19 protein-coding genes are annotated in these 17932 nt (G+C 64.3%); 12 read left to right on the forward strand and 7 right to left on the reverse strand.

Going from position 1 to position 17932, the window contains the following annotated elements; all coding sequences use genetic code 11:
• Positions 1 to 11: 11 nt before the first annotated feature.
• From A5724_RS03365 to A5724_RS03375, 3 genes are read left to right on the forward strand one after another with little or no spacing between them, the layout of a single operon-like run.
• Complete coding sequence (locus A5724_RS03365; RefSeq protein WP_082964827.1) at positions 12 to 1223, forward strand: pyridoxal-dependent decarboxylase, exosortase A system-associated; 1212 nt, start codon at positions 12 to 14, stop codon at positions 1221 to 1223.
• Between the two features lie 8 nt (positions 1224 to 1231).
• Positions 1232 to 2200 carry a hypothetical protein gene (locus A5724_RS03370; protein ID WP_067796158.1) on the forward strand — a complete coding sequence of 323 codons (969 nt, stop codon included), beginning with the start codon at positions 1232 to 1234 and terminating at the stop codon, positions 2198 to 2200.
• On the forward strand, positions 2197 to 2457 hold the full coding sequence (locus A5724_RS03375) for an acyl carrier protein (protein WP_067796160.1): 261 nt from the start codon (positions 2197 to 2199) through the stop codon (positions 2455 to 2457). The genes A5724_RS03370 and A5724_RS03375 overlap by 4 nt, the downstream gene beginning before the upstream one ends.
• An 18-nt stretch (positions 2458 to 2475) precedes the next feature.
• Here A5724_RS03375 and A5724_RS03380 read toward each other — a convergent pair whose 3' ends face one another.
• Positions 2476 to 3723: a lipase family protein gene (locus A5724_RS03380; RefSeq protein ID WP_156752107.1), complete on the reverse strand. Its 1248-nt coding sequence runs from the start codon at positions 3721 to 3723 to the stop codon at positions 2476 to 2478.
• Positions 3724 to 3803: 80 nt separating this feature from the next.
• Positions 3804 to 5360, reverse strand: coding sequence for a hypothetical protein (locus tag A5724_RS03385; RefSeq protein ID WP_067796166.1), 1557 nt, complete (start codon positions 5358 to 5360; stop codon positions 3804 to 3806).
• Between the two features lie 89 nt (positions 5361 to 5449).
• Between A5724_RS03385 and A5724_RS03390 the strand changes: the two genes are divergently transcribed.
• The 3 genes from A5724_RS03390 (at position 5450) to A5724_RS03400 (ending at position 8172) form a co-directional block, all read left to right on the forward strand.
• Positions 5450 to 6667 (forward strand): hypothetical protein, encoded by a 1218-nt coding sequence (locus A5724_RS03390; RefSeq protein ID WP_156752108.1) that lies wholly within the window; start codon positions 5450 to 5452, stop codon positions 6665 to 6667.
• A gap of 10 nt (positions 6668 to 6677) precedes the next feature.
• Positions 6678 to 7529: an aspartate/glutamate racemase family protein gene (locus tag A5724_RS03395; protein WP_067796173.1), complete on the forward strand. Its 852-nt coding sequence runs from the start codon at positions 6678 to 6680 to the stop codon at positions 7527 to 7529.
• A gap of 103 nt (positions 7530 to 7632) precedes the next feature.
• Positions 7633 to 8172, forward strand: a complete 540-nt coding sequence (locus A5724_RS03400) for a hypothetical protein (RefSeq protein ID WP_156752109.1) — start codon at positions 7633 to 7635, stop codon at positions 8170 to 8172.
• Here A5724_RS03400 and A5724_RS03405 read toward each other — a convergent pair.
• Positions 8122 to 9105, reverse strand: a complete 984-nt coding sequence (locus A5724_RS03405; protein WP_082964829.1) for a glycosyltransferase family 2 protein — start codon at positions 9103 to 9105, stop codon at positions 8122 to 8124. The genes A5724_RS03400 and A5724_RS03405 overlap by 51 nt on opposite strands.
• Positions 9106 to 9495: 390 nt before the next feature.
• On the opposite strand from A5724_RS03405, the gene carD reads away from it, so the two are divergent.
• The 4 genes from carD to rlmB are packed head-to-tail and all read left to right on the forward strand — an operon-like array spanning position 9496 to position 12856.
• Positions 9496 to 9984 carry an RNA polymerase-binding transcription factor CarD gene (gene carD, locus A5724_RS03410; protein ID WP_020100886.1) on the forward strand — a complete coding sequence of 163 codons (489 nt, stop codon included), beginning with the start codon at positions 9496 to 9498 and terminating at the stop codon, positions 9982 to 9984.
• Between the two features lie 8 nt (positions 9985 to 9992).
• Positions 9993 to 10478, forward strand: a complete 486-nt coding sequence (ispF, locus tag A5724_RS03415; RefSeq protein WP_067796183.1) for a 2-C-methyl-D-erythritol 2,4-cyclodiphosphate synthase — start codon at positions 9993 to 9995, stop codon at positions 10476 to 10478.
• 41 nt (positions 10479 to 10519) lie between these two features.
• A complete protein-coding gene (gene cysS / locus A5724_RS03420; protein ID WP_082964833.1) occupies positions 10520 to 11911 on the forward strand; it encodes a cysteine--tRNA ligase in 1392 nt (463 codons plus the stop codon).
• Positions 11912 to 12856 (forward strand): 23S rRNA (guanosine(2251)-2'-O)-methyltransferase RlmB, encoded by a 945-nt coding sequence (gene rlmB / locus A5724_RS03425; RefSeq protein ID WP_067796185.1) that lies wholly within the window; start codon positions 11912 to 11914, stop codon positions 12854 to 12856. It abuts the gene before it with no gap.
• A gap of 106 nt (positions 12857 to 12962) precedes the next feature.
• On the opposite strand, the gene A5724_RS03430 is transcribed toward rlmB, so the two are convergent.
• Both A5724_RS03430 and A5724_RS03435 read right to left on the reverse strand, forming a co-directional pair.
• Positions 12963 to 14198 carry an SLC13 family permease gene (locus tag A5724_RS03430; RefSeq protein WP_067796188.1) on the reverse strand — a complete coding sequence of 412 codons (1236 nt, stop codon included), beginning with the start codon at positions 14196 to 14198 and terminating at the stop codon, positions 12963 to 12965.
• Positions 14189 to 15109: an MBL fold metallo-hydrolase gene (locus A5724_RS03435; RefSeq protein ID WP_067796191.1), complete on the reverse strand. Its 921-nt coding sequence runs from the start codon at positions 15107 to 15109 to the stop codon at positions 14189 to 14191. The genes A5724_RS03430 and A5724_RS03435 overlap by 10 nt, the downstream gene beginning before the upstream one ends.
• 228 nt (positions 15110 to 15337) lie before the next feature.
• Here A5724_RS03435 and rpsR point away from each other — a divergent pair, with 228 nt between their 5' ends.
• Positions 15338 to 15595 carry a 30S ribosomal protein S18 gene (rpsR, locus tag A5724_RS03440; RefSeq protein WP_067796194.1) on the forward strand — a complete coding sequence of 86 codons (258 nt, stop codon included), beginning with the start codon at positions 15338 to 15340 and terminating at the stop codon, positions 15593 to 15595.
• Here the strand turns inward: rpsR and A5724_RS03445 are convergent.
• Together A5724_RS03445 and bluB are read right to left on the reverse strand one after the other, a co-directional pair.
• Positions 15588 to 16346: a LamB/YcsF family protein gene (locus tag A5724_RS03445; protein WP_067796197.1), complete on the reverse strand. Its 759-nt coding sequence runs from the start codon at positions 16344 to 16346 to the stop codon at positions 15588 to 15590. The two genes, rpsR and A5724_RS03445, sit on opposite strands and share 8 nt — an antisense overlap.
• 10 nt (positions 16347 to 16356) lie before the next feature.
• Entirely contained in the window at positions 16357 to 16947 is a 591-nt protein-coding gene (gene bluB / locus A5724_RS03450) for a 5,6-dimethylbenzimidazole synthase (protein WP_232004687.1), read from the reverse strand.
• 91 nt (positions 16948 to 17038) lie between these two features.
• Here bluB and A5724_RS03455 point away from each other — a divergent pair, with 91 nt between their 5' ends.
• Complete coding sequence (locus A5724_RS03455) at positions 17039 to 17854, forward strand: sulfurtransferase (RefSeq protein WP_067796203.1); 816 nt, start codon at positions 17039 to 17041, stop codon at positions 17852 to 17854.
• Positions 17855 to 17932 lie beyond the last annotated feature (78 nt).

Below are 17932 nucleotides of genomic sequence, written 5' to 3' on the forward strand. Positions count from 1 at the left end.
GCCCGCGGCCTATGATCGCGGCGTTCGGCAGCGTCGATGGTCAGCTTGCCGTGGGCGGGATGCCACTTGAGCGCCTTACCGCGCGGGTCGGATCCACACCCTACTTCGCTTACGATCGCGGACTGCTGACCGGGCGCGTCGAAGCGCTGCGGGCCGCGTTGCCGCCGACAGTGAAGCTCAGTTACGCGGTGAAGGCCAACCCTATGCCGGCTGTCCTTCACCATCTCGCGGGTTTGGTCGACGGGATGGACGTCGCCTCCACGCGCGAGATGCAAACCGCCCTTGATTCCGGAATGCCTGCCGGCAGAATAAGTTTCGCCGGGCCGGGCAAGTCAGAGGCGGAAATCACCCAGGCGGTCGCGGCCGGGGTGACCATCGAGATGGAATCCGTGACGGAGGCCCAGCGGGTGATCCGCGCCGGCGAGATGCTCGGTGTGCGCCCACGGGTCGCAGTCCGGATCAATCCTGACTTTCAGGTGAAGGGTTCGGGCATGCGGATGGGAGGTGGCCCGCAGCAGTTCGGAGTGGACTCCGAACAACTGCCTGACTTCCTCGCCGGCCTCGCCGCAGCAGACCTCGACTTCCTTGGCTTTCATGTGTTTGCCGGATCGCAGAACCTCAATGCAGAGATTTTGTGCGAAGCGCAGCGTAAGACCGCCGAGCTGATCCTCGCGGTTGCCGAGAAGGCGCCAGCACCAGTGCGGTATGTGAATCTCGGTGGCGGGTTCGGCATCCCCTACTTCGACAAGGACGTCCCGCTCGACCTGGCCGCGATCGGCGCGAACCTCGCCGAGCTCATCGAGCGCAGGATCGTGCCGACCCTGCCTGAGGCGGAGGTCGTGATCGAATTGGGCCGTTACATCGTGGGCGAGTGCGGTATCTACGTCACGCGCGTGGTCGACCGCAAGGTGTCACGTGGGCGCACCTATCTCGTGGTCGACGGCGGTTTGCACCATCAGATGGCGGCGTCGGGAAACTTCGGTTCGGTCATCCGGCGCAACTATCCGATCGCGGTCGGCAATCGTTTGGCTGAGCCTGCCGAGTCGGCGGTGACGGTCGTCGGTTGTCTGTGCACCCCGCTCGATCTGTTGGGCGACGAGGTCATGTTGCCGGATGCACAGATCGGCGATTCCATCGTGTTGTTTCAGGCGGGCGCCTACGGCCTGACCGCCAGCCCGACGGCCTTCTTGGGCCATCCGCTACCTGCTGAAGTGCTCGTGTAGGTACATCGATGAACTCCAGCCAGGACACCTTCGACCGAGCGCGAGACGCAAGGGAAGAACTCGGGAAGATCCGGATATACAAATTCGCCGGGAAGATCTATCACGATTACTTGGTCGGGACGAAGATTCGAATAAAATACCGGACGATTTGCGTGATCAAACGATTCGGTAAAGAAAACGCCAACAAGACGATCCTGTTTTACCCGGATAAGCCGAACTATTCTCAAGTCTTGTACAAGATATGCAATACCTTGGGATGTAAGATGACCTCCTCGCTGAAGGCTCAGCCCGATTTGATTGTCGCCTTTCAAGACACCACAAGACGCGCTCACAGCTCTGTTCTCGCTGAAATTGCTGCCAACAACTACGTGGTAAACGAGGGATGCGACGATATAAGCAAAGTAAAAGTTGAGGCTGTATTCCGCCAGGTCTTCGGCTACGCCACATTCGTCGACCCTGAAACCCACGTGGGGTTGTGCGTCATGAAGTCCAACGACAATGCGATGCATGATGGGGAGGTAGTCGAATGTCCCACCTCAGCAACGCGACACGATGTGGTCTATCAAAAGTTGATCAACAACACCGCGGGAGACGATGATGTCCTAGACATCAGAGTACCCGTCATCAATGGTGAACTACCGTTCGTTTACCTGAAGTATCGCCGCATGAGGTACCGGTTCAGCAACATGAATGCGCGTGCGACCATGGCCTCCACCGACTCCGTTTTCACCACTGATGAGATAACCAAAATCAAGCAGTTCGCGAAAAAACTTGGTTTGGACTTCGGTGAGCTCGACGTTCTTCGAGACGTGGACGACGGGACGATCTACATAGTGGACGTGAACAACACCCCCTGTGGCCCGCCCAACCATCTGGGCAAAGCGGAAAGTGCACACGCAATAGAGTTACTGAGCAAGGCCTTCGATACGGCGTTTCTCGCCAAAACTCTTGACCTGACTAGGAAGGATGTTCGATGAACTTCAGCCAGGACACCCTTGATCGGGTGAAGGTTGTGATTGTCAAGACTCTCGCGATCCAGGATCGTGCTTACCGGCTCGACGAGTCCACGGAACTATTCGGAAGCATGCCGGAACTGGACTCGATGTCGGTAGTCGCTCTGGCCGTCAACTTGGAGCGGGAATTCGACTTCGAAATAGATGACGAGGACTTCAGAGGAGAGGTTTTCGAAACGATTGGCACGTTGGCCGAATTCGTCGAACGGCGTAAGCCCTAGCGCTCTTGACGCGCAGCATTACCCCTGCGTCGCAGGGCAAGTCGACGGTGGTACTTCCCCGGCGAAGCGATCCGCGATCCACCGATCCACTGGACGAGATACTTTCCACAAAATGTCCTGGTGGTTCGCGTCCGCTTGCAGATATTTGATTCGCCCGCCGAGCGCGCACCCACGTGAGACCGCGAACTGAACCCACTCCGGGAAGACAACTGCATCATGCTCGCCGCTGATGACGAGCATCGGCTGCTGCAGTGGCCGGTCAGGTAGCGCAATGCGACGCAACACTTCCTGCAACTCGGCGACGTCTTGCGAAGATTTCGGCCTGAAATCGTTCGACTCGCGAAGGCGATCTACAACCGTTCGCCACAGGACTGGCGCGGGCACCGATGGGATGCGTCGGTGTCGGGGCGTCGTTTCACATCGGCTCAGCGATTTTTCGTACGACTTCGTGTACTCGTGCAGAAACGAGCGTGGGTGCACTTCTGAGTTGTACCGAGCCAAGCCGACAATGAGCGTCGGAAACAGCACCCGTTGCTCGTCGGTCATCGACGCCGTCAACAGAAGGTCGGTTGCGCCCGACAGATTCGTCGCCGGTGCCAGCGCAACGGTGCCCTCAAGTTGCAGACCAGTTCCGTAGTAGGAGTCCAACTGATTGGCGACCCAAACCGCCGGCCCACCCTGCGAGTAGCCGACGCCTATCCAGCGCGTCGACACGTTCGCGGTGAGGTTTCGCATCGCACGCACCGCGTCAACGGTGTTGAACGCAGCCGTCCGCGGTTCGAGGTAGGGATGAACCCCGCTCTCACCTAGCCCCTCGTAGTCGGTGAGAGCAACGGCATAGTTGCTCTTCAGCAACCCTCGGATCATGAATCCGTACCCCTGCAGATTCGGCTGCCGAGAGGGACCGCAATTGTTACCGATGCCAACCGTTCCGTGCGCGAGTGAAATGACCGGCCAACCATCCTTCGGCGGGGTGCCGCGGGGGACGAAGAAGGCTCCGGAAACTTCGCGCGCCCCGCCGTCCAGGCCGGACACCGACGTATAGACGGCTCGCCAGGCTTGGCCGAGCACCTCGTCACGGTCGGCAAGCGGCGGATCGTTGTAGGGCTCCTGGCGGACTATATGGCCGCGGCTGTTCCAGACATCTCCAGCGATGTCGGGTAATGGCGACACGATGGGTGCAGGCGGAGGCACAGGGGTTGCGCAGCCCGGCAATGCCGACAGGACCAGAAGGAGGAGGGCCGCGAGATCCAGCCGCCAGCTCAATCCGGCGAACCGAACCAGCGCTGCCCACACGTCAGGACCTCCACCACGACCCGAAAGGATTACCTTAACGGGAAACTTCGCTACCGCTCATCACTCCAGGCCTCGACCGCCGGTTTGTAACGCGAAGCGATCTCCGCGGTAGCCCAGAGGATGGGGAGCGGGCCGAGAAGCGTATGGCTGTGCACTTCTGCGGGTTTCTCTGCCAGCCCTGGCACCAGATGTAGGAGCTCGAGCTTGTGCAGTGCCCGATATGCGAACGAACGCGCCGACTCACGCGTCGCGTCGAATAGGTAGCTGAGCCGCGTCTGTAGACCCAGCTTCTGGCCCCGGGCATATTGGCGGACGGCCTCGCGTGTGGCCGGTGTCCATGCCGAGTCGCCGTTTACATGCAGGAGCGCGGTCGTCGCTCGCTTCTTCTGCCCGAAGGCGGCGCGCGGCACACCGGCGTCCTCTGCGATGCGGCGGGCGACCGGGCGGTCGTAGTCGGTGCCGATCGACCAACGCTTCATCGCCTCGCTATTGCCGATCTCGAGGATCTTCGGCTGTCTGCGCGCGCCGATGAACGGCGCGGGGACGTGCACGAAGTCGGCACGGAGGCGAAACTCGTTCATCGACCCGCCACTCATGTCGTTGCTTGTCAGCATCACATCGGGAGAGCCGTGCATGTTCCAGACTCGACCACCGTGAAATCCGGTGAAGAAGACGCTGTGGCGAAGGTCGGCTTCGAACGCGACCAGGTTGACATCTTCCCCGCTCATGCCGGTTGCCAGAAACTCGGCCTCCGGCAATGAGCCCATGTTGCGGTATGCCTCGCGGTCGAACTCCTTGAGCTGGTAGCCCAGCGCGTCAGCGATCGGCCTACCGGAATCCTCTTCGACTTCCGACCTTCCCTCGGCACGGGCTCGCAGAAAGGTCACGGCCTTCTCACCACCGGCACGGCGGACCGCGGCCGCTACGGCGGAGGAGTCGTAACCGGTCGAGACCGTGACAAGCGGCGAATACCTGGTTTTGCGGTCAGTCGACGCGGCATTGGTGGCCGTCTGCTGTACGACGTCGACGAGCAACGCAACGTATTCGTCGTACGTTCCAAACGACGGCACCGCAGGCTTGTCGACAAAAGAGATTCGGCCGTCCCAGTGAAGGCGGATGTTCTTCAGATAGATCAGATGAGCCTGGTTCTGTCCCCCGGCGGCATTCTTGGGAAGGCCGGAAAATCGCAGCGGGATTGCAGTGTCAAATGCGGCGAGGCCGTAATAGACGATCTTGGTGAAGTCGTTGGCGTACGCAGCGTAGTGGGGGTCGAGTTCGGCACCTGCAGCCGTCAGAAGGAACACCAGCGAGTTCGAGATCAGCGTCTCACCGGGGCGCTGAATGAACTGCACTCGCTCCAGCGTGTGGCTCGGCGGGACGATGGTCAGGTGATCGCCGGTGATCCGTCCGCCGGAACCGAACACGTCGGTGGCGTCGGTGAAGTCGAAAGCTTCGGCCCGGCCTGCCCACGCCCCTTCGAAGAACCCGTCATCGCGGACCTCGACGCTGGCGCCACAGAGCAGCTCAACGTCGTTGCCACGACGGAGGCGTACACACCACGCCAGAGGCGGCAGACCGGGATCGGAAGTGACCCTGAGCCGCCGCACCGCCGCAGCCTATCTGGCGGCCGCAGCCTGCGTACCGGACTTGGCGAATTGTTTGCTGCCGCTGCCAGTTGCATCGTAGGCTGGGGACCGTGTCACGGGGCATGGCCGGTCAACGTCGGCGGGGGAGAAGTGCGGTCGGCGAGCTGTCCGCGGCGGAATGTGTGCGCGGCGCGGCGCGATCAGGGATTGGCGCCAAGTCCGCGCTCATCGAGCACGCCGCCATGGTCAGGGAAATGGCAACGTCTCGGTTGAGCAGCATGGAAGTCCTGATCGAATTGCCGGGAAGCGCGGCCCCGCCGGTGTACTTCCACCACATGAATGGACCGCGGAGTATCGGTGGCAGATTCTATTGCGACGAAAAGGCTGTCGCCCGAGACATTCTCGGTTGTGCGGGCTTGAATGTCGTTACCTCGCAGGCGTTTGCGCCCGACGAGCTCCGTGAAGGGTTGCAGTACGCGGAGCGCATCGGATATCCCGTTGTCGTCAAGCCGACCAACGCCGCGCGAGGTGCGGGCGTGTCCGCCAATGTCAGATCGCCGAACGCATTGGCGACGGCATGGCGCCACGCTCGCGCGGCGAGTTCAGGGTGGCTGGACAAGGCTGCCACTGTTGCGCGGTCCTTTTTTGAGACTTCTGGGCCGATCGATGCCCGCGGTTGGATGTCCCGAGTGGCGGCCTTCCGCGACGAGATCCGTGAGGCGAGTTCGACGGCTTGGGAAAGTCGCTGGCGCCCAGTCCTTGTCGAGAAGCACTTCGAGGGCAACGATTTCAGGGCCTTCGTCGTCGGCGACAACGTCGTTTCGGTGACGCAGCGCAAGCCGGCGAACGTCGTCGGTGACGGTGTGGCGACCGTGCGTGAACTCATAGAGCGAAAGAACGCGATCCGGGCGGGCAACGTCTACCTCTGCGATCATCTGATCCCTGTGAAACTCGAATTGCTGGACCTTTTGGCCGGCAGCGGGATGACTCTGTCCCACATCCCGGCTCACGGCGAGACCGTCGTACTGCGAAGCGCTTCGAACTTGTCGGCCGGCGGTGACAGTATCGATTTCACTGAAGAGGCGCACCCCGGTTTCGTTGACATCGCGATCAGAGCGGTACGTGCGATTCCGGCAGTGGAGTACGGGGGAGTCGACCTGATCACGCCGGACATCGCCGCACCACCCACGGCCACCAACTACATCGTGAGCGAGGTCGAATACTCGCCCGCCGTACTGGCCCACTTTCCCCTCATCGGGGCTCCGCGAGATATGGCGGGGGCCGTTCTGAATCACTATCTGGAGCACGGCGCCGGGGCCACTGGCTGAGGGGGAACGCATGGGGGGCAACTTGAATCGCGAAGTGATCGGTGTGGTTGGCGGCATGGGACCGCTGGCCGGAGTGCGCCTCGTGGAATTGATCACGCGTCTGACACCCGCGACACGCGACCAGAATCATCGCGACTTGGTGCTCGTGTCCATGCCGGGCCGGATAAGCGATCGCACGGAATTTCTGCTCGGACGCGGCGAAGAGAACCCAGCAGCTGCGGTTGCGCACTGCGTGCAGGTACTCGCGCGGGCCGGCGCCACATGCGTCGCTGTGGCATGCAATTCGGTGCATGTTCCGTTGATCTGGGACGACATCACGGCGGCGTTGGCTCGCGACGGATGCGACGTGCCGCTGCTTCACCTCATTGAGGAAACTGGTCTGGAGATAGCCGCCCGTCTGGCTCCCGGGTCGAAGGTGGGAGTGCTCGGCACCAACGGCACCGTCCGAAGTGACCTTTATGGGCGGGTGTTGCGTGCCGAAGGTTTCGAGGTGCTGTATCTCGACGATTTTCGACAGTGCCAGGTGCACGCTGCCATTTACAACGACGAAGATGGCATCAAGTCCGCCGCAGAAGTAAGCGAGCGCGTGCGCGAACTCGTCGCACAAGCGGCTCAGAACCTCATCGACGGGGGCGCCCAGTGCATCGTCCTGGGCTGCACGGAACTGCCGCTCGCCCTTCCTGTGGCGAGCCTGAGCGGTGTGCCGGTCATCGATCCTTCGGTGATCATGGCTCGCCGACTGATATTCGGACCGCGGCCCGAGCGTGAACCTGTGCGGTTGCAGGGCTCAACGGCCTCTGGATCAATCCACCGTCGGTTGCCGGAACCGATCGCACTGAAGGCGCATGATGCGAGTTCGTGAAGTCCTTACCACCCTGCGCTCGCACTACGGACTGCGTTGGTTGCGGCACACCATACGTCTACGAATTCACTCGAGTCGTATAGCAATTGGGGTGCGCCGGGACATGACCATGGAGGTTCCGCAATTCGCGCCGAAGATTCCTTTGGTCGTGCGGGACCTTCGGCCTGGCGATGATCTTTCGTTTATCGCTGACGAACCGGGGCTCTCCTCGAAGGCCGCTTCGGAGCGTGCGGTCCAACGCTGGCTGTTGGGCTCCAACCTTCCGCCGCCAGCGGTCGCTATCGATCCCGACGGGAAAGTGTGCTTCATGGCGTGGATGCTCACGGCGAAAGACAACGAGGTCATCCGGAAACGGTGGGGAGATCAACTCCCGCAGCTCAAACCGGGTGAAGCGATCATCGAGGGCCCTTTCACGGCAGAGAGCCATAGGGGGTTGCGGGTCATGCACGCTTACAACGCGGTTTTGGACGCGGCGCGTGACGCCGGCATACGGTACGTGATGGGTTTCATCGCCGAAGAAAACGTGGCTCAACTGAAAGTGGCCGAATATGGCGGGTTCGTCCCCTACATCAAGCGCGAACACAGCTGGTTCCTATTTCGGGAGCGGGTCCGCTTTCTTCCCTATGACGAAGCGACGAAATGATCTGGATGCGGCGAAATAGCCCACCCCCGCGCTAAACAGGCCGAGCACCATCGCGATGCCCTGGACGACGGCTGGCCACCGCATCGAACGCAGCCGCCGTGCCGCAGCTTTCGCGACGCGGCGCGTGTAGGAGCGCTCCTCGAGCGTCGCGGATTTCGACGCCAGGTGACGGGCCATCAGCGCCTTGCCGAACCCTTCGGCGAAGCAGCGGGTGATGAAGAATCTCAACGTCGCGCGCTGCGTCGGAACTTCGTGGTAAATGATCGCTTCCGGCACGTACATCCAATGTCCGCCAGTTGCCGCAGCCATTCTGATGCAAAGATCGGTGTCCTCCGGTTGTGGAATGGCTCCGCGCTTGCCGAAGTCTGTTCGGAAACCACCAACCTGCCGAAAGACGTCGGTGCGCACCGCCATGTTCCCCGACCACACGTTGCGCACCGGTGTCGCCTCCGTCGGCAGACCCAAATACGATCCTCCGACGACCCAGGCAAACTCCTCGGGAAACCACGGAGGTTTCTTCGACAACCAGACAGTTTCGTATTTGCCGCCCGTTCCCACGACGTCAGAGGTGGTGAAGGCCTGCCTCAAATGCAGGAGCCAGTCGCGATCGGCCGTCTCGTCATCGTCGAGAAAAGCGGTGTACGGGGTTGTCACAACTTCAAGCCCGCGGTTTCGGGTCGATGAGGCACCTCTGCTACCGGTGTTGAGGACGACGGTGATTCCATCGTTTTCGGCCCGCAGGCGGTCGGCCAGCGACTCGTTGTTGTCGACTGCGACTACCAATTGTTTGGGCTGACGACTCTGATGCCGCAACGACTCCAATGCCGCGTTGATACTCGGCAGGCGTTCCTCGGTGTAGCAGGCCATGACCACGGATATATCGGAGTCATCCGGCTCAGGCGATGTCTCTTGCGCGTGTGGGCTATCGTGCATCGGCCGGCCCCGACGCCGCGATCGTGGTGCACTGCCTCACCTGGTGAATCGTAGGCCACTACACATTGTCGATGCCGTAACGCAACTCTTCGCGCCAGCGGCCTGAAGCGCGGGTCATAGCTTTCCGCGAAGCCAACCAAAACGTGGTCGTGAATTTCCCGCGCCAGCACGGCCCATTGGAACTGGCTGTCCTGCGGGTCACCGCCTCGACAGCTACCTCGAAGTGGCCACCACGGTGCACGGGAGGGCCTCTAAAGGGGCCGCGCGTTGCACGGATTCGTTACCGTGTCAACCCCTGCTCTTCACCGACTGTGCCCCTGACCTGCACCGTTGATCGGCACCCGTCAGAGCCCCGTGCTAGCATTGAGTCGTGAAAGGGGCTCGTATCTGATGATTTTTAAGGTCGGAGACACCGTTGTCTATCCACACCACGGTGCTGCGTTGATCGAGGCGATCGAAACCCGGACCATCAAAGGCGAACAAAAGGAATACCTCGTCTTGAAGGTTGCCCAGGGAGATCTCACCGTTCGAGTTCCTGCCGAGAATGCCGAGTATGTCGGGGTGCGTGACGTCGTCGGGCAGGAGGGCTTGGATAAGGTTTTCCAGGTGCTTCGCGCCCCGCACACCGAGGAGCCGACCAACTGGTCGCGCCGTTACAAGGCCAACCTCGAGAAGCTGGCCTCCGGCGATGTGAACAAGGTGGCCGAGGTCGTCCGTGACCTGTGGCGCCGGGATCAGGAGCGTGGCCTGTCCGCGGGTGAAAAGCGGATGCTGGCCAAGGCGCGGCAGATTCTGGTCGGCGAGCTGGCGCTCGCCGAGAACACGGACGATGCCAAGGCGGCAACCATCCTCGACGAGGTCCTGGCCGCCGCCTCCTGAAGGCATTGATGTCGGCGACAGGCCTGCCCAGGGTCGGCCTGGGCACCGACGTACATCCAATCGAGGCCGGTCGGCCGTGCTGGTTGCTGTGCCTGTTGTTCAGCGACGCCGACGGCTGCGCCGGCCATTCCGATGGCGATGTGGCCGCCCATGCGCTGTGTGACGCCCTGTTGTCCGCTGCCGGCCTCGGTGACCTGGGCGACGTATTCGGTACCGGACGCGCCGAATGGCGCGACGCCGGCGGTGCCGACATGCTCAAACACGTCATGGGGTTGCTGAGTGCGGAGGGGTACCGGGTCGGCAACGCCGCCGTTCAGGTGATCGGCAATCGGCCCAAGGTCGGGTCGCGCCGTGGGGAGGCGCAGCAGGTGCTGTCCGAACTGCTGGACGCTCCGGTGTCGGTGTCCGCGACGACCACTGACGGGCTCGGCCTCACCGGCCGCGGCGAGGGTCTGGCGGCCATCGCCACCGCTCTGGTAATTCACGCCGAATAGTGCCGGTAAGCTGGCCCGTCGTGAGCGGAGCGAACGGCGAGTTGCGGCTTTACGACACCATGACCGGTGCCGTGCGCGATTTCGTCCCGCTGCGGCCCGGCCACGCGTCGATCTACCTGTGTGGCGCCACGGTGCAGGGACTGCCGCACATCGGCCATGTCCGTAGCGGGGTGGCGTTCGACGTGCTGCGCCGCTGGCTGATGGCCACCGGCTACGACGTCGCGTTCATCCGCAACGTCACCGACATCGACGACAAGATCCTCAACAAGGCCGCCGACGCCGGTCGGCCGTGGTGGGAGTGGGCCGCGACCTACGAGCGGGCGTTTTCGGCCGCCTACGACGCGCTGGGCGTGCTTCCACCGTCCGCTGAGCCCCGCGCCACCGGCCACATCACCCAGATGGTCGAGTTGATCGAGCGGTTGATCGAGCGAGGACACGCCTACACCGGTAACGGTGATGTCTACTTCGACGTGCTGAGCCTGCCCGACTACGGCAAGCTCTCCGGACACCGTATCGACGACGTGCACCAGGGTGAGGGCGTCGCCAAGGGCAAGCGCGACGAACGCGACTTCACCCTGTGGAAGGGCGCGAAACCCAGCGAGCCGTCGTGGCCGACACCGTGGGGTCCGGGCAGGCCCGGTTGGCACACCGAGTGCGTCGCCATGTGCGAGGCCTACCTCGGGCCGGAGTTCGACATCCACGCCGGCGGCATGGATCTGGTATTCCCGCACCACGAGAACGAGATCGCACAGGCCGAGGCCGCAGGGGACAAGTTCGCCCGCTACTGGCTGCACAACGGCTGGGTCACCATGGGCGGCGAGAAGATGAGCAAGTCGCTGGGCAACGTCCTCGCGATTCCCGCTGTGCTGCAACGTGTTCGGGCTGCCGAGCTGCGCTACTACCTGGGCAGCGCGCACTACCGGTCGATGCTCGAGTTCTCCGAGACTGCGCTCCAGGACGCGGCCAAGGCCTACACCGGTATCGAGGACTTCCTGCACCGGGTGCGCAACCGCGTCGGCGCGGTGGTGCCCGGCGAATGGACGCCGAAGTTCGCGGCCGCGCTCAACGACGACCTGTCCGTCCCCATCGCACTGGCCGAGGTGCACGCCGCCAGGGCCGAGGGCAATCGCGCGCTGGATGCCGGCGACCATGACACGGCGCTGGCACAAGCGATGTCGATCCGGGCGATGATGGGCATTCTTGGTGCGGACCCGCTCGACGAGCGGTGGGAATCCAAGGACGAGACGTCGGCAGCGCTAGCAGCCGTCGACGTGCTGGTCCAAGCCGAGGTGAAGCGCCGCGAGGACGCCAGGGCGCGTCGAGACTGGGCCGAGGCCGATGCGATCCGCGACCGGTTGAAGGAGGCGGGTATCGAAGTCACCGACACCGCCGACGGGCCACAGTGGTCGCTTTTCGATGGGTACACGAAGTAGATGGCAGGCAACTCGCGACGCCGCGGCGCGATTCGCAAGCCCGGTACGAAGAAGGGCCCGACGGTCGGGTCCGGCGGTGTGCGCAGGCGTGGCCTGGAGGGCCGCGGCGCCACGCCGCCCGCGCACATGCGACCGGGCCATCCGGCCGCCAAGCGTGCGGCGAAGGCGCAACGGCAGCAGCAGGGGCGATCGGGCCGCAAGACCGACGAGACCGAAACCGTGCTGGGCCGCAATCCGGTGCTCGAATGCCTGCGCGCCGGGGTGCCTGCCACCGCGTTGTATGTCGCGCTCGGTGCAGAGGCCGACGAGCGACTGACCGAATCCGTGAAAATCGCTGCCGACCAAGGAATCTCGATACTCGAGGTGCCGCGCCACGACCTGGACCGGATCGCCGCCAACGGGCTGCATCAGGGCATCGCGTTGCAGGTGCCGCCGTACCAGTACGCGCACCCCGATGATGTGCTGGCGGTGGCGACGAAAGACGGCACCCCGGCGCTGTTGGTGGCGTTGGACAACATCTCCGATCCACGTAACCTCGGCGCGATCGTGCGATCGGTGGCGGCGTTCGGTGGCCACGGTGTCGTGATCCCGCAGCGCCGATCGGCATCGGTCACCGCCGTGGCGTGGCGCACCAGCGCGGGTGCGGCGGCCAGGCTGCCGGTGGCAAGGGCGACGAATCTCAATCGGACACTGAAGGATTGGGCCGACGCGGGACTGCAGGTGATCGGCCTCGACGCCGGCGGTGACACCACCATCGACTCGCTGGACTGCACGGGGCCAATGGTGGTCGTGGTGGGCTCCGAGGGCAAAGGATTGTCGCGGCTGGTGCGGGAGAACTGTGACGCGGTGGTGTCCATCCCGATGGCTGGGCCGACGGAGTCGTTGAACGCATCCGTCGCCGCGGGAGTGGTATTAGCCGAAATCGCGCGCCAGCGGCGGAGTTAGCCGACCCGCGTCAGTGTGGGGTACTTCGGCTCCCGCAGCGCCGCAAGTGGGCGAATTATCGCCGACCGTCCCCCGCATTGTTCGCGTCGGTGTAACCGCTGTGTCGTCAGACGCCAAAGATCCGGATTCCCAGCCACAGCCCACCGACGGCGCCGACGATGGTGACCGGGACCGTCACCAACCCGATGCGGCTGAACTCGGCGAAGCCGGCCTTCAGGTCGCGCCGTACGACGCTGCGCCACAGCAGGTTCGCCAGCGATCCGACATAGCTCAGGTTGGGCCCGACGTTGACCCCGATCAGCACGGCCAGCACCGCCGCCGGGCCGCTCACCAGTGGCAGCATCACCAGCACCGCGGGCAGGTTGTTGACGACGTTGGACAGTACCGCCGCGACGGCGGCGATCCCGAGCAGCGCGGGCAGGCTGTCACCGTCCGGCAGCACGTCGCGCATCGCGGCGTCCAAGCCGTTGGTCATCACTGCCGCGACGACCACACCGAGGCACAACACGAACGCCAGGAACGGCACATCCAGCGCATCCACGATGCCCGCGACACTGGCGCGACCGCGCGCCAGTCCATGCACGCCGAGTACGACGGCACCGGTGAGGGCCGCCCACGCGGGCGACAACCCGACCAGTGAAGTGAGGGCGAACCCAACCAGCGTGAGTCCCAGCACCACGAGCACGAACACCGGCAACCTGATCCTGTCTGACTCGGTGTCATGGGTTGGCGCGACAGCGAGCGATCGCGCGAAAATCCAACGCAGCAATACGAACTCGATGAGGATCGCGATCAGCCACGGCAGCGTCATGACCGCCGTGAAATGCAGGAACGACAGGCCAGCCGCTCCGAAGGCCAGCAGGTTGGTCAGGTTGGACACCGGCAGCAGCAGCGAGGCGCTGTTCGCCAGATGCGTAGTGGCATACGCATGCGGCCTCGCAGGTACCCGCAGAGAGCGAGCGGTCGCAAGCACCACCGGGGTCAGCAGCACCACCGTCGCGTCCAAGCTCAGGATTGCCGTGGTGCCCGCCGCGATCGCGAAAACCGTGAGGAGCAACCGATGTTGGTGGCCTGAGTTGGACCTTGCCATCGCTGCGCCGGCGGCGCGGAACAACCCCTCGTCATCGCAGAGCCTGGCCAGCACCAACACCGCGGCCAGAAACCCGACGACGGGAAGCAGCCGCGCGACTTCGGCCCATGCGGCCTGCCAGGAGATCACTCCCGCCGCGATCAACAGCGCGGCCGCAGGCACCGCGGCGACGGCCTCGGGCCAGCCCCGCGGCCGGATCATCGCGAATCCGAGCACGACCGCCAGCGCCGCCAGCGCCAGCGTCAACTCCACGGGTCGCTGCGCTGCCAGAGCGTGGGCAGGTGCAGCGGCACGCCGTCCTCCTCGGCGAGCCGGGACAATGTCCGCATCGACTCGTCGAGATCGTCTGCGGCGTACGGCAATGCCCGCAGCGGCTTGTGCAGCGGACGAAAGAAGTCGTCCCAGTGAATCAGCACCACGCGGCGCGCGCCGACGGTGCGCACCGTCTCGCTCCAGTAGTCGGTCAGGTACTGCTCGGACTGCAGTCCCAACTGCCCGACGCCCAGATACACCACTTCGGCGCGGTGACCGACGAGCGCCCCGCGGACGAACCCCGCACTTCCGACGATCAGCAGCCGTCGGTTCGACGGCCGGTGGTGCACAAGCGTCGACCAGGCTTCGCCGCATTTGTACGCCGACGCCTTGACCGGCGGCACAACGGGTTCGCGGATCACCCCGGGAAAGCGGTCGGGCGGGCAGTGTTCGCCCTCGACCAGCGTCGCGTCGTAGGCGCCGAGCGTGACCGGCTCGCCAGGTGTGACGGCCGTCAGCCGATCGTCGGGCAGGCCTGCGCCGCGGCCGACCGCGACGGCTGATGCCCCGCCGACCACGCGTGCTCGAGTCCGCTCGGCGACCACCGCCGAATCCATCGCATGGTCGAAGTGGGTGTGCACCGGCAGCACCGCTTCCAACCGGCGCACGCCGAGCCGGGACAGGCAACCATCGATGCGGGGCGCCGATGGCGCCAACCGACCCAATCCGACCCGCAACAAGCTGGGCCGCGAGAAGAAGCCGTCGGTCATCAGCGCGGACTCGCCGTCATCGATGAGCAGCGTGGTGACGCCAGCCCAGGTCACCGTCAGCGGCGCGTCGGGCCCTGCCGCGGGCACGTCGAACGCACCCGCGTAGGCGCGCAGATCTGGGCGGCCGGGCTTGAGGCGCATGACGACACCTTAGGGGTCCTGATCAAGACCACCGGAAGTGGAGGTAATATAGTTGAAAACGATAATCATTAACGTTTGGTGCATGTCCGCGAAAGCTACGTCTTGCAGACGAAGTGCGAGTGCATGTCTGCAAAACGTCGCTTTCGACGGCAGGCAAGGGGAGATCATGGGCATGGCATCGAAGATGGCAATTACGATCGGCCTACCCACGGGCTATTGGAGTATGTGATGGCAGGCAAGAAATCACGGACACGGCGGCCGCCTCTTCCAGAGCTCAAGCGGCAGAGAAAGAATCCACTCAAGTCTCTCGGCGTCACGACGATCGACTACAAGGACACGCATCTGCTGCGGACGTTCATCTCCGACCGCGGCAAGATCCGGTCACGGCGGGTGACGGGATTGACCCCTCAGCAGCAGCGCCAAGTGGCGACGGCGATCAAGAACGCGCGCGAGATGGCGCTGCTGCCGTTCGTCGACACTAAGTAAACGGCTTCAGTTCGACACCGTCCGCGATCAGCCGGTCGCGCACCGCGCTGGCGATCTGCACCGCGCCTGGCGAATCCCCGTGTACACAAATGGATTCCACCGTGATCGGGATGGTGGAGCCGTCGACAGCAGTGACTCGGCCAGCGGTCACCATCGACGCCACCCGGTCGGCGATCTCTTCGATGTCGTGGAGTAGGGCGTTGCGTTCGCGGCGCGAAACCAGTTGCCCGTCGGACCGGTACCCGCGGTCGGCGAATGCCTCGGGCACCGTACGCAACCCTCGCTCCTGCGCTTCGGCGAAGAACACCGAGCCCGCTAGTCCGAGCACTGCGAGACCGGGGTCGACGGCACGCACCGCCTGCGCGACGGCTCGGGCTTGGCCGTGATTGGTGACGATGCTGTTGTACAGCGCGCCATGGGGTTTGACGTAGCTGACGGTTCCGCCTGCCGCGTTCGCCAGCGCCTGCAGCGCGCCGATCTGGTAGATCACGTCGGCCTTCAGCTCTTCTGGCGGCACGTCGATGAAGCGGCGACCGAAGCCAGCCAGATCGCGATAGCCGACCTGAGCGCCGATCCTTACTCCGCGCTCGACGGCGGCGTGGCAGGTCCTTGCCAGCGTGACGGCATCCCCGGCGTGGAACCCGCAGGCCACGTTGGCGCTGGTGACAAGGTCGAGCATTGCGTCGTCGTCACCCAGCCTCCAGACGCCGAAGCTCTCACCCAGATCCGCGTTGAGATCTACAGTCGCCACGGCTGCCAGCCTATGCCGGTGTGGGTGTTGGCCAGCCGTTCTCCGAGACGAATTCCGTCAGGGGCCGCGCCGCCGTCCAGTGGTCGATCTCCAGCTGCGGGCGGGCCGGGAATTCGGGCACCGGCCCGAGGCACAGGATCGCGACGGGTTCCGCATCTTGCGGCATTGTCAGCAGTGCGCCGAGCCGGGCTGGATCGAAAATCGAGACCCATCCCATCCCCAGTCCTTCCGCACGAGCGGCCAGCCACAGGTTCTGAATCGCGCAGGACACCGACGCCAGGTCCATCTGCGGCAGTGTGCGCCTGCCGAATACGTGGGCTTGCCGCCCTTCGCCGAGCGCCACGACGAGCAGCTCGGCGCATTCGAGGATGCCCTCGACCTTGAGGGCCAGGAACTCGTGGCGGCGTGGGCCCAGCGCTTCGGCGGTGCGTAGCCGCTCCTCCTCGACGATGGCGTGGAGACGGGTTCGCAATCCCGCGTCGGTGATTCGGATGAACCGCCACGGCTGCATCAGGCCCACACTTGGCGCGGCATGGGCGGCCTGCAGCAGTCTGGCGAGCACATCCTCGGGCACGACGGCGTTGGGCACGAACCGGCGCATATCGCGACGTTCGGCGATGACGCGGTAGACGGCGCCGCGCTCGGCTGCGCTGAAGGCGTGCTCGGTCACGGCCGACAGCTTAGGTGGCACTATCGATGCGGTGAGTCACGACAAGGTGTTGATCACCGCGACCGAATTGGCTCGGCGCCTGGACGCCGGCGAACCGCTGACGATACTGGACGTGCGCTGGCAGCTGGCTGAGCCCGATGGCAGGTCCGCCTACGAACAGGGCCACCTGCCCGGCGCCGTGTACGTCTCCCTCGACGACGAACTCAGCGATCACAGCGTGGTGGGACGCGGCCGACATCCGCTTCCCTCTGGCCGCAATCTCGAGGCCGCGGGGCAGCGCTGGGGTCTGCGCCAGGGCGTCCCCGTCGTCGTCTACGACGACTGGAACCGGGCAGGCTCGGCGCGGGCCTGGTGGGTGCTCACCGCTGCCGGCATCCCGGACGTGCGAATACTCGACGGCGGACTGCGGGCGTGGACCGGACCGCTCGAAACTGGCAGCGTCACACCCGGACCCGGAGACGTGCGGGTGCCGCACGACGACCTGTACGCCGGCGCGCTGCGCACGCTGACCGCGGACCAGGCCGCCGCGGCCGACGTGCTTCTCGACGCGCGCGCACCCGAGCGGTTCCGCGGGGAGACGGAGCCCGTCGATCCGGTGGCGGGCCACATTCCCGGCGCTCGCAATGTGCCCAGCACAGCGCTGTTGGGCGACGACGGCACCTTCGCGCTGGACCGGTTGCCTGCCGTCGATGGACCCGTCGGGGCCTACTGCGGCTCCGGCGTCACCGCTTCGGTCGTGGTGGCCGCGCTGGCGGCGGCAGGTGTTGACGCGGCGCTGTATCCGGGTTCGTGGTCCGAATGGTCTTCGGACTCAACGCGTCCCGTCGAAACCGGCTAGTTGTACCTGGCCATGAGGTTGGTAGCAGGCGTGTCGGCTTGAAGTGAGGAGAACCCCCGAGTGGGGTGTGGCTTGTCG

Source organism: Mycobacterium sp. ACS1612 (assembly GCF_001667505.1).
Taxonomy (GTDB): Bacteria; Actinomycetota; Actinomycetes; order Mycobacteriales; family Mycobacteriaceae; genus Mycobacterium.

Excerpts from the sequence above, each read along its gene's own strand:
- A5724_RS03365 (WP_082964827.1), top strand. The coding sequence starts at position 12 with ATGATCGCGGCGTTCGGCAGCGTCGATGGTCAGCTTGCCGTGGGCGGG.
- A5724_RS03370 (WP_067796158.1), top strand. The coding sequence starts at position 1,232 with ATGAACTCCAGCCAGGACACCTTCGACCGAGCGCGAGACGCAAGGGAA.
- A5724_RS03375 (WP_067796160.1), top strand. The coding sequence starts at position 2,197 with ATGAACTTCAGCCAGGACACCCTTGATCGGGTGAAGGTTGTGATTGTC.
- A5724_RS03395 (WP_067796173.1), top strand. The coding sequence starts at position 6,678 with ATGGGGGGCAACTTGAATCGCGAAGTGATCGGTGTGGTTGGCGGCATG.
- A5724_RS03400 (WP_156752109.1), top strand. The coding sequence starts at position 7,633 with ATGACCATGGAGGTTCCGCAATTCGCGCCGAAGATTCCTTTGGTCGTG.
- A5724_RS03405 (WP_082964829.1), bottom strand. The coding sequence starts at position 9,105 with ATGCACGATAGCCCACACGCGCAAGAGACATCGCCTGAGCCGGATGAC.
- carD (WP_020100886.1), top strand. The coding sequence starts at position 9,496 with ATGATTTTTAAGGTCGGAGACACCGTTGTCTATCCACACCACGGTGCT.
- ispF (WP_067796183.1), top strand. The coding sequence starts at position 9,993 with ATGTCGGCGACAGGCCTGCCCAGGGTCGGCCTGGGCACCGACGTACAT.
- rlmB (WP_067796185.1), top strand. The coding sequence starts at position 11,912 with ATGGCAGGCAACTCGCGACGCCGCGGCGCGATTCGCAAGCCCGGTACG.
- A5724_RS03435 (WP_067796191.1), bottom strand. The coding sequence starts at position 15,109 with ATGCGCCTCAAGCCCGGCCGCCCAGATCTGCGCGCCTACGCGGGTGCG.
- rpsR (WP_067796194.1), top strand. The coding sequence starts at position 15,338 with ATGGCAGGCAAGAAATCACGGACACGGCGGCCGCCTCTTCCAGAGCTC.
- bluB (WP_232004687.1), bottom strand. The coding sequence starts at position 16,947 with ATGCGCCGGTTCGTGCCCAACGCCGTCGTGCCCGAGGATGTGCTCGCC.